Genomic DNA, 9,727 nt, shown 5'->3' with positions numbered 1-9,727 from the left:
TCCGAGCGGCTGGGCAACGATATCTGGCTCAAGCGCGAAGACTTGCAGCCGGTGTTCTCGTTCAAGATTCGCGGCGCTTATAACAAGCTGACCCAACTGAGCGATGAAGAGCGTGCTCGCGGCGTGGTCACGGCGTCGGCGGGCAATCATGCACAGGGCCTGGCCTTGGCGGCCAAGGTGTTGGGTGTGAAAGCGACCATCGTCATGCCCAAGACTACGCCCGAGATCAAGGTCGAAGGCGTTCGCTCGCGCGGTGGCAAAGTGGTGCTGCATGGGGATTCGTTCCCTGAAGCCCTGGCCTACTCGCTGAAACTGGTCGATGAAAAAGGCTACGTCTACATTCATCCCTACGACGATCCCCACACCATTGCCGGGCAGGGCACGGTGGCCATGGAGATTTTGCGCCAGCACCCGCAGCCATTGGATGCGATTTTCGTCCCGGTCGGCGGTGGCGGCCTGATCGCCGGCATCGCGGCGTACGTGAAGTATCTGCGGCCGGACATCAGGATCATCGGCGTCGAGCCGGACGACTCCAACTGTCTGCAAGCGGCGATGGCGGCGGGCGAGCGTGTGGTGCTGCCGACCGTGGGCATCTTCGCCGACGGCGTGGCGGTGGCGCAGATTGGCCAGCACACCTTCGAGATCTGCAAGGATTACGTGGATGAAGTCATCACCGTCAGCACCGACGAAATCTGCGCGGCGATCAAGGATATCTACGACGATACCCGCTCGATCACCGAACCTGCCGGCGCCTTGGGTGTGGCCGGGATCAAGAAGTACGTCGAGCAGCGTGGGGTGACCGGGCAGACTTTCGTGGCCATCGACTCCGGCGCCAACGTCAACTTCGACCGCCTGCGCCATGTGGCCGAGCGCGCGGAATTGGGCGAAGGCCGCGAAGCGATCATCGCGGTGACCATTCCCGAGAAGCCGGGCAGTTTCAAGGCATTCTGCGAGGCCATCGGCAAGCGTCAGATCACTGAATTCAACTACCGCTACAACACCGGTAGCGAAGCGCACATCTTTGTCGGCGTGCAAACGCACCCGGACACCGACCCGCGCAGCGCGCTGATCGCCAGCCTGAGCGAGCAAGGCTTCCCGGTCATCGATCTGACCGACAACGAACTGGCCAAGTTGCACATCCGGCACATGGTCGGTGGCCGCGCGGCGCATGTGGTTGACGAAGTGATCCTGCGCTTCGAATTCCCGGAGCGTCCGGGTGCCTTGTTCAACTTCCTCAACAAACTCGGCGGGCGCTGGAATATCTCGATGTTCCATTACCGCAACCATGGCGCGGCGGATGGCCGTGTGGTCGCGGGCCTGCAAGTGCCTCACGATGAGCGTCACCTGGTGCCGGCGGCGCTGGAAGAAATCGGTTACCCCTACTGGGATGAAAGCGACAACCCGGCCTATCAGCTGTTTCTTGGCTGAACGGCTACGCTGATGGGCACTGCATAAGGACATCGAACCATGGAAACATTAACGGCGCTGAAAATGGCGCACACGGTGGCAACGCTCGTGCTGCTGCTGAGTGCGTTGGGCCTGGGGATCTGGGTCTGGCGTACTCGACGTAATGGCGATGCGACGGCGGGCAGCCGCACTCTGCAAAGGCCGCGAGTGTTTATCTGGCTGCTGATGGGGCTGGCATTGCTGAGCATGCCGTTTACCGGCTGGTGGATGGTGCACCTGGTGGGCTGGCCGCTGGGGCAGACCTGGCTGCTGGTGTCGAGTGTGCTGTATACCTTAGCGGCGCTGGCGTGGTTCTGGCTGCTGGTGCGGCTGAACAAGCTGCGCAAGGCGCCGGGTGGCGTGGGTAAATTTACTTTTGCGTTGGCGGTGTTCAGCTTTGTCTGCTTTATCGCCATTGCCGGATTGATGGGCGCCAAGCCGGTTTAATCAATGAAACTGCGTTGACCCAATCGCTGGCAAGCCAGCTCCCACAAGGATTTTCAGTGAGCACCAATTGTGTGAACACCCGAAAAACCTGTGGGAGCTGGCTTGCCAGCGATGGCGATATCAGTCGCGCAGCGTAATCACCGGCCAGCCACGCTTCTCGGCTTCAGCGCGCAAATTCGGGTCCGGATCGACAGCGATCGGGTTGGCCACTTGCTCCAGCAGCGCCAAATCATTCATCGAGTCGCTGTAGAAATAGCTGTCCTCCAACGAATGCCCGGTCTCTTCCAGCCAACGATTCAACCGCGTCACCTTGCCTTCGCGAAAGCACGGCACATCGGTGCTGCGCCCGGTGTAGCGACCATCAAGCATTTCGCATTCGGTGGCGATCAGGGTTTCGACGCCAAGACGCTCGGCGATTGGCCCTGTGACGAAGCGGTTGGTGGCGGTGATGATCACCAGTTTGTCGCCGGCGGCGCGGTGTTTTGCAAGCAGCTCGATGGCCTTGGGCAGCATCAGCGGCTCGATGCAGTCGCGCATGTAGTCGCTGTGCCAAAGGGCAAGCACGTCCATTTCCGTGCGGCCGAGAATCTCCAGGCAAAAGTTCAGGTACGCATCGTTGTCCAGCTTGCCGGCCAGGTAATCCTGATAGAACTCGTCGTTTCGAGCCTTGTAGGCGATGGGGTCGAGGAAGCCTCGCTCACACAGGTAATCGCCCCAGGCGTGGTCGCTGTCGCCGCCCAGAAGCGTGTTGTCCAAGTCGAATAAAGCCAGCCGCATTGCAGTTACTCGCTGAAAAGTCTGTAGAAAGGTCACCAGAATACGTACTTTTCACAAGAGTGCACATAAGGTAGGCCGGCGCGTTGCTGCCTTCACAACCTTTGTGGAACAATGCGGCGACATGCGTTTGCGAGGTTGTTGCCGTGATCGACCCCGATGGTTTCCGTCCTAATGTCGGGATCATTCTGACGAATGATGCCGGCCAGGTGCTATGGGCTCGCCGAATCAATCAAGATGCCTGGCAGTTTCCTCAAGGCGGGATCAACCCCCAGGAGACGCCGGAAGACGCCTTGTACCGCGAGCTGAACGAAGAAGTGGGGCTGGAGCGCGAAGATGTTGAAATACTCGCCTGCACCCGGGGCTGGTTGCGCTATCGTTTGCCGCAACGTCTGGTCAGGACGCACAGCCAACCGCTATGCATCGGCCAGAAGCAGAAATGGTTTCTCCTGCGCCTGATCTCCAACGAGCAGCGGGTGCGGATGGATTTGACCGGTAAACCGGAGTTCGATGGCTGGCGTTGGGTCAGCTATTGGTATCCGTTGGGCCAGGTGGTGACATTCAAGCGCGAGGTGTACCGACGCGCTCTCAAAGAGCTTGCCCCGCGCCTTTTATCGCGCGACTGACGACGGAGTTCGACCCCGAGCCATGCTCAATACGCTGCGCAAGATCGTCCAGGAAGTTAACTCCGCCAAGGATCTCAAGGCGGCGTTGGGGATTATTGTGTTGCGCGTCAAAGAGGCCATGGGCAGCCAGGTCTGCTCGGTCTACCTGCTTGATCCAGAGACCAACCGTTTCGTGCTGATGGCCACCGAGGGCTTGAACAAGCGCTCGATCGGCAAAGTCAGCATGGCGCCCAATGAAGGTCTGGTCGGCCTGGTCGGCACGCGTGAAGAACCCCTGAACCTCGAAAATGCCGCGGATCACCCGCGCTACCGCTACTTCGCCGAGACCGGTGAAGAGCGCTACGCCTCGTTCCTCGGGGCGCCGATCATTCACCACCGCCGTGTCGTCGGCGTGTTGGTCATCCAGCAAAAAGAACGTCGCCAGTTCGACGAAGGTGAAGAAGCCTTCCTCGTGACCATGAGCGCGCAGCTTGCCGGCGTTATCGCTCACGCCGAGGCGACCGGTTCGATCCGGGGCCTGGGCCGTCAGGGCAAGGGCATCCAGGAAGCCAAGTTCGTCGGCGTCCCGGGTTCGCCGGGGGCGGCGGTCGGTACGGCGGTGGTCATGTTGCCACCGGCCGACCTGGACGTGGTGCCCGACAAGACCATCACCGATATCGAAGCTGAACTCGGGCTGTTCAAGACCGCCATCGAAGGCGTGCGCGCCGACATGCGCGCCTTGTCGGCCAAGCTGGCCACGCAGTTGCGCCCGGAAGAGCGAGCGTTGTTCGACGTCTACCTGATGATGCTCGACGATGCCGCGCTGGGCAGCGAAGTCACCACGGTGATCAAGACCGGTCAGTGGGCCCAGGGCGCCTTGCGTCAGGTAGTCACCGATCACGTCAACCGCTTCGAACTGATGGACGATGCCTACCTGCGTGAGCGCGCATCGGACGTCAAGGACCTTGGTCGCCGCCTGCTCGCCTATTTGCAGGAAGAGCGCCAGCAAACCCTGGTCTACCCCGACAACACCATTCTGGTCAGCGAGGAACTGACGCCGGCAATGCTCGGCGAGGTGCCTGAAGACAAATTGGTGGGTCTGGTATCGGTACTCGGTTCGGGTAACTCCCACGTCGCGATTCTTGCCCGGGCCATGGGCATTCCGACGGTGATGGGCCTGGTCGACCTGCCGTATTCCAAGGTCGACGGCATCGGCATGATCGTCGACGGTCACCGCGGCGAGGTCTACACCAACCCCAGCGACGTGCTGCGCAAGCAGTTCGCCGAAGTGGTGGAGGAAGAGAAACAGCTGGCCCTGGGCCTCGATGCATTGCGTGATTTGCCGTGTGTCACGGTCGATGGTCATCGCATGCCGTTGTGGGTCAACACCGGCCTGTTGGCGGACGTGGCGCGCGCGCAGAAACGCGGTGCCGAAGGCGTTGGCTTGTACCGCACCGAAGTGCCGTTCATGATCAACCAGCGCTTCCCCAGCGAAAAGGAACAACTGGCGATCTATCGCGAGCAACTCGCCGCGTTCCATCCGCAACCGGTGACCATGCGCAGCCTGGACATTGGCGGTGACAAGGCGCTGTCGTACTTCCCGATCAAGGAAGACAACCCGTTCCTCGGCTGGCGCGGAATTCGCGTCACCCTCGATCACCCGGAAATTTTCCTGGTGCAGACCCGCGCCATGCTCAAGGCCAGTGAAGGCTTGAACAACCTGCGCATTCTGCTGCCGATGATCTCCGGTACCCACGAACTCGAAGAAGCCCTGCACCTGATCCACCGGGCCTGGGGTGAAGTGCGCGACGAAGGCACCGACGTGCCGATGCCGCCGGTGGGGGTGATGATCGAAATTCCGGCGGCGGTGTACCAGACCCGGGAATTGGCGCGGCAGGTGGACTTTCTGTCGGTCGGTTCCAACGACCTGACTCAGTACCTGTTGGCCGTGGACCGCAACAACCCGCGGGTCGCCGATCTCTACGACTACTTGCACCCGGCCGTGCTGCAAGCCCTGCAAAACGTGGTGCGTGACGCCCATGCCGAAGGCAAGCCGGTGAGTATCTGCGGCGAGATGGCCGGTGATCCGGCGGCGGCGGTGCTGTTGATGGCGATGGGTTTCGACAGCCTGTCGATGAACGCCACCAACCTGCCGAAGGTGAAGTGGATGCTGCGTCAGATCAACCTGAGCAAGGCCAAGGAACTGCTCGCCGAACTGATGACCATCGATAACCCGCAAGTTATCCACAGCTCATTGCAACTGGCGCTGAAGAACCTCGGGTTGGCGCGGATGATCAATCCGGCGGCGGTCAAAGCCCTGTAAAAGGCTGATGGCCTGTGGCGAGGGAGCTTGCTCCCGTTCGGCTGCGAAGCAGTCGTAATCCGGCCGATGCGATTTTTCTGAAAGAACGCATTGGCCGGATCGGGAGCGCTTCGCACTCCAGCGGGAGCAAGCTCCCTCGCCACAATTAATCGCCCGAGCTTCAAACCCTGACCTCTACCTCCCCCAGATGCCCGCCAAACGGTCCGAAACTCCTTTCGACCATATGCCGCGACCCATCCGCCTGCACGATCAGCGCCGTACTCGCCCGTGTTCCATAACTCTGGCTGGCAATAAACACGCTCGACAACAACGTCTCGGTCGCCAATCCGACCCCGGTATCCGGCAATTCGTTAAACGGCGCGGTCTGCGCATCGTTCAATAGCGCCAGCAGTGCCTCCGGTTGTGGCTCGTCCAGCACTTGACTCAGCGCTGCCTTGGCCCGAAGCAATTTCGGCCACGGTGTATCCAGCCCGGCATTCGACAGACCATAAACCCCAGGCGGCAGCATCACGGCTTCCGTTGCCCGGGCATTGAAGTGCCACAGTTCATTTTTGTTGCCGACCAGCAGGTTGAACCCGCCATATTCCGGCGAACGTGCGACAACGTCGGTCAAATAGTCATCAATCGAAACGTCGCCGCTGAGAAATCCCGCCACCAGCTCACCCCGGGATTTGCGCCCCGGTGGCCGATGCGGATCGCGAATATTGGTCAGCGCCGCAAAGCGGCCGTTGGCGCCAACACCGAGCCACGTGCCGCCAGCCTCCAGGTCGCGGCCGGCGTAGACATGGGGCGCTTCAGGCCATTGCGCCAGCGGCAGGCTGGGACGGGCGTAGAATTCGTCGCGGTTGGCCGCCACGATCAGCGGCTGGGCATGGTCCGGCCGCCAGGCAAAAACAATCAGGCACATAAGGTGATCCTTGTGTGTTTTTTGCCCACTCTACGCAGTCGACGTGCGGGTATCCATCGCCATCCAGTGGAGCCCGATGCCATGCATCCGTTACCATGCCGCTCCGGTTTTGGGGTTGGGTGGGGAAGCGACATGGAATTTCTGCTCTATCTGGCGCTCGGCGCCTGTGCCGGGGTGTTGGCCGGATTGTTCGGCGTGGGCGGCGGCATCATCATTGTCCCGGTGCTGGTGTTCAGTTTCACCTTGCAGGGATTCGACGCATCGATTCTGACCCACCTCGCCGTGGGGACTTCGCTGGCGACGATCATCTTCACCTCGGTGAATGCGGTGCGTGAGCATCACCGCCGCGGGGCCGTGCGCTGGCCAATTTTCGTCTGGATGACCGTCGGCATCCTGATCGGCGCCGGTTTCGGCGCGCTGACCGCCGAAGCGATCTCCGGACCCAACCTGCAAAAAATCATCGGTGTTTTTGCCCTGGTGATTGCCGCGCAACTGGCGCTGGACGTCAAACCCAAGGCCAGCCGAACGGTGCCGGGTAAACTCGGTCTGACCGTGGCCGGTAGCGTGATCGGTTGGGCCTCGGCGATTTTCGGCATTGGCGGCGGCTCATTGACCGTGCCGTTTTTGACCTGGCGCAGCGTGCCGATGCAGCAAGCCGTTGCCACGTCGTCGGCCTGTGGCCTGCCAATCGCTTTGGCAAGTGCATTAAGTTTCATGATTCTGGGCTGGCACGATCCGCTGTTACCGGCTCATAGTCTGGGTTTTATTTATTTACCGGCGCTGCTGGGCATTGCCCTGACCAGCATGGTCTTCGCCCGTCTCGGCGCGCGACTGGCCCACAGGCTGTCGCCGAAGTTGGTGAAAAGACTGTTTGCCGCTTTGCTGTTCTGCGTTGGTTTGAGTTTCCTGCTCTGACGTCCGGCACAATCCTGGCTTAATCCTGAGGTGGCAGCGTCGCCCGGGAATTGATTTGAACTCATGAGGAGTCGCAATGCTGCCTTACCCGCAGATCGACCCGGTGGCCTTGGCCATTGGTCCGCTGAAAATTCATTGGTACGGTCTGATGTACCTGATCGGCATCGGTGGCGCCTGGTGGCTGGCGTCGCGCCGGTTGAACCGCTTCGACCCGACCTGGACCAAGGAAAAACTCTCCGACATGGTGTTCTGGATGTCGATGGGGGTGATTGTCGGCGGGCGCCTGGGTTATGTGCTGTTCTACGATCTGGGCGCCTATCTGGCCAACCCGACGCTGATCTTCGAAGTGTGGAAGGGCGGCATGTCGTTCCACGGTGGTTTCATCGGCGTGATGCTGGCGGCGTTGTGGTTCGGTAAAAAGAACAACAAGTCGTTCTTCCAGTTGATGGACTTCGTTGCGCCGATGGTGCCGATTGGCCTGGGTGCCGGGCGCATCGGCAACTTCATCAACGCCGAGTTGTGGGGCAAGGCGACCGACGTTCCGTGGGCCATGGTCTTCCCGACCGACCCGGCGCAACTGGCGCGCCACCCGTCGCAGCTGTACCAGTTCGCACTCGAAGGCGTGGCACTGTTCCTGATCCTGTGGCTGTTCTCGCGCAAGCCGCGGCCGACCATGGCGGTATCGGGCATGTTCGCGCTGTTCTACGGGATCTTCCGTTTCATCGTCGAATTCGTCCGCGTGCCGGACGCGCAACTGGGCTATCTGGCCTGGAACTGGCTGACCATGGGGCAGGTGCTGTGCGTGCCGATGATCCTCGGCGGGCTGTTCCTGATCTGGCTGGCGTATCACCGCGCCCCGGCGACACCAGCAGCAGCGGTATAAATTCGAATGCCGGGGCTTCGGCCCCGGCTTCAAGGACACAGGTAATTCATGAAGCAATATCTCGAACTGGTCGCCCACGTCATCAAGAACGGCACCAAACAGGCCAACCGTACCGGCGTGAACACCATCAGTTTTCCGGGTGCCATGCTGCGTTATGACTTGCAGGAAGGCTTCCCGGCGATCACCACGCGCAAGATGGCATTCAAGTCCGCCATTGGCGAGATGTGCGGTTTTCTGCGCGGGGTGAACAACGCCGCTGAATTCCGTGCCCTGGGCTGCAAGGTCTGGGATCAGAATGCCAACGAAAACGCCCAGTGGCTGGCCAACCCGTTCCGCCAGGGTGAAGACGATCTTGGTGAAATTTATGGCGTGCAATGGCGTAAATGGCCGGCGTACAAGCAGATCCCGCTCAGCAATCCTGCCGCGATCGAGCAGACCCTGAGCCAGGGTTACCGCCAGATCGCCGAAGGTGAAGAGAATGGCCAGGCCTACGTGGTGCTGTACAAAGCCATCGATCAGGTTCGTCAGTGCATCGACACCATCATCAAGGACCCGGGCAGCCGCCGGATTCTGTTCCACGGCTGGAATTGCGCCCAGCTGGATGAAATGGCGTTGCCGCCGTGCCACCTGCTTTACCAGTTCCACCCGAATGTCGAGACCAAAGAGATTTCTCTGACCCTCTACATCCGCTCCAACGACCTGGGCCTGGGCACACCGTTCAACCTCACCGAAGGTGCCGCGCTGCTGAGCCTGATCGGCCGCCTGACCGGCTATACGCCGCGTTGGTTCACCTATTTCATCGGTGATGCCCACGTCTACGAAAATCACCTGGACATGCTCAACGAACAGCTCAAGCGCGAGCCGTTCCCGATGCCGAAACTGGTGATCAGTGATCGTGTGCCGGAATTTGCCAAGACCGGTGTGTATCAGCCGGAGTGGCTGGAGCTGGTGGAACCGAGCGATTTTTCGCTGGAAGGCTACGAGCACCACGCGCCAATGACCGCGCCGATGGCGGTCTGATTCAGGCACGGCTTGATCGTCGTTGATTGTTCCCACGCTCTGCGTGGGAACGCATCCCGTGACGCTCTGCGTCACAGTGGACGCGGAGCGTCCATGGCGGCATTCCCACGCAGAGCGTGGGAACGATCAGCGCGAAGGCGTCCTCAATGGCCGTGACTGCGGCCCACGTGGGAGTGTTCCACTTCCGTCGCCACGACCCCGCCACTGACTTCCAATCGCTGCAAGATCCCGCATTGATCGACCTCCGGCCCTTCGCCACAACGTTGACGCAGGTCGAGCAGTTGCGCCTGCAACGCCAGCAAACCGTCGATCCGTGCCTTCACGTGGTGGATATGCTCGTCGATCAGCGCGTTGACGCTTTCGCACTGGTCCTGCGGACTGTCACGAAAGGCCAGCAGGCTGCGGAT

The 9,727-nt window shown here is 60.8% G+C and carries 10 protein-coding genes; 7 read left to right on the top strand and 3 right to left on the bottom strand.

Translation table 11 applies throughout. The features are described from left to right. Together ilvA and D8U69_RS24810 are read left to right on the top strand one after the other, a co-directional pair. On the top strand, positions 1–1,428 hold a 1,428-nt coding region (gene ilvA, locus D8U69_RS24815), incomplete at its 5' end, for a threonine ammonia-lyase, biosynthetic (RefSeq protein ID WP_130908373.1). A 39-nt stretch (positions 1,429–1,467) separates the two neighbouring features. Then, positions 1,468–1,893, top strand: coding sequence for a DUF2269 family protein (locus D8U69_RS24810; protein WP_130908372.1), 426 nt, complete (start codon positions 1,468–1,470; stop codon positions 1,891–1,893). 120 nt (positions 1,894–2,013) lie between these two features. On the opposite strand, the gene D8U69_RS24805 is transcribed toward D8U69_RS24810, so the two are convergent. Continuing rightward, positions 2,014–2,670: an HAD family hydrolase gene (locus D8U69_RS24805; protein ID WP_056854028.1), complete on the bottom strand. Its 657-nt coding sequence runs from the start codon at positions 2,668–2,670 to the stop codon at positions 2,014–2,016. Between the two features lie 143 nt (positions 2,671–2,813). Between D8U69_RS24805 and D8U69_RS24800 the strand changes: the two genes are divergently transcribed. Beyond that, entirely contained in the window at positions 2,814–3,293 is a 480-nt protein-coding gene (locus D8U69_RS24800) for an RNA pyrophosphohydrolase (RefSeq protein WP_028623697.1), read from the top strand. 22 nt (positions 3,294–3,315) lie between these two features. Beyond that, a complete protein-coding gene (gene ptsP, locus D8U69_RS24795; RefSeq protein WP_056854027.1) occupies positions 3,316–5,595 on the top strand; it encodes a phosphoenolpyruvate--protein phosphotransferase in 2,280 nt (759 codons plus the stop codon). Positions 5,596–5,755: 160 nt separating this feature from the next. Here the strand turns inward: ptsP and D8U69_RS24790 are convergent, their stop codons facing one another. Next, positions 5,756–6,502 carry an NRDE family protein gene (locus tag D8U69_RS24790; protein WP_130908371.1) on the bottom strand — a complete coding sequence of 249 codons (747 nt, stop codon included), beginning with the start codon at positions 6,500–6,502 and terminating at the stop codon, positions 5,756–5,758. 132 nt (positions 6,503–6,634) lie between these two features. Between D8U69_RS24790 and D8U69_RS24785 the strand changes: the two genes are divergently transcribed. The 3 genes from D8U69_RS24785 to D8U69_RS24775 all read left to right on the top strand — a co-directional run bounded on the left by D8U69_RS24785 (position 6,635) and on the right by D8U69_RS24775 (position 9,320). Next, a complete protein-coding gene (locus D8U69_RS24785; RefSeq protein WP_130908370.1) occupies positions 6,635–7,417 on the top strand; it encodes a sulfite exporter TauE/SafE family protein in 783 nt (260 codons plus the stop codon). Between the two features lie 76 nt (positions 7,418–7,493). Next, positions 7,494–8,300: a prolipoprotein diacylglyceryl transferase gene (gene lgt, locus D8U69_RS24780; protein WP_056854024.1), complete on the top strand. Its 807-nt coding sequence runs from the start codon at positions 7,494–7,496 to the stop codon at positions 8,298–8,300. A 48-nt stretch (positions 8,301–8,348) separates the two neighbouring features. After that, complete coding sequence (locus D8U69_RS24775; protein ID WP_056854023.1) at positions 8,349–9,320, top strand: thymidylate synthase; 972 nt, start codon at positions 8,349–8,351, stop codon at positions 9,318–9,320. Between the two features lie 143 nt (positions 9,321–9,463). Here D8U69_RS24775 and D8U69_RS24765 read toward each other — a convergent pair. After that, positions 9,464–9,727, bottom strand: a 264-nt coding sequence (locus tag D8U69_RS24765) for a MerR family DNA-binding protein (protein WP_153189010.1), incomplete at its 5' end; no start/stop codon positions are given.

The sequence above is a fragment of the Pseudomonas sp. Sample_16 genome (assembly GCF_004307665.1).
In the GTDB taxonomy this organism is placed as follows: Bacteria; Pseudomonadota; Gammaproteobacteria; order Pseudomonadales; family Pseudomonadaceae; genus Aquipseudomonas.
This window is presented reverse-complemented; position numbering and strand designations above follow the sequence as displayed.

Excerpts from the sequence above, each read along its gene's own strand:
- D8U69_RS24805 (WP_056854028.1), bottom strand. The coding sequence starts at position 2,670 with ATGCGGCTGGCTTTATTCGACTTGGACAACACGCTTCTGGGCGGCGAC.
- D8U69_RS24790 (WP_130908371.1), bottom strand. The coding sequence starts at position 6,502 with ATGTGCCTGATTGTTTTTGCCTGGCGGCCGGACCATGCCCAGCCGCTG.
- D8U69_RS24775 (WP_056854023.1), top strand. The coding sequence starts at position 8,349 with ATGAAGCAATATCTCGAACTGGTCGCCCACGTCATCAAGAACGGCACC.
- lgt (WP_056854024.1), top strand. The coding sequence starts at position 7,494 with ATGCTGCCTTACCCGCAGATCGACCCGGTGGCCTTGGCCATTGGTCCG.
- D8U69_RS24810 (WP_130908372.1), top strand. The coding sequence starts at position 1,468 with ATGGAAACATTAACGGCGCTGAAAATGGCGCACACGGTGGCAACGCTC.
- ptsP (WP_056854027.1), top strand. The coding sequence starts at position 3,316 with ATGCTCAATACGCTGCGCAAGATCGTCCAGGAAGTTAACTCCGCCAAG.
- D8U69_RS24785 (WP_130908370.1), top strand. The coding sequence starts at position 6,635 with ATGGAATTTCTGCTCTATCTGGCGCTCGGCGCCTGTGCCGGGGTGTTG.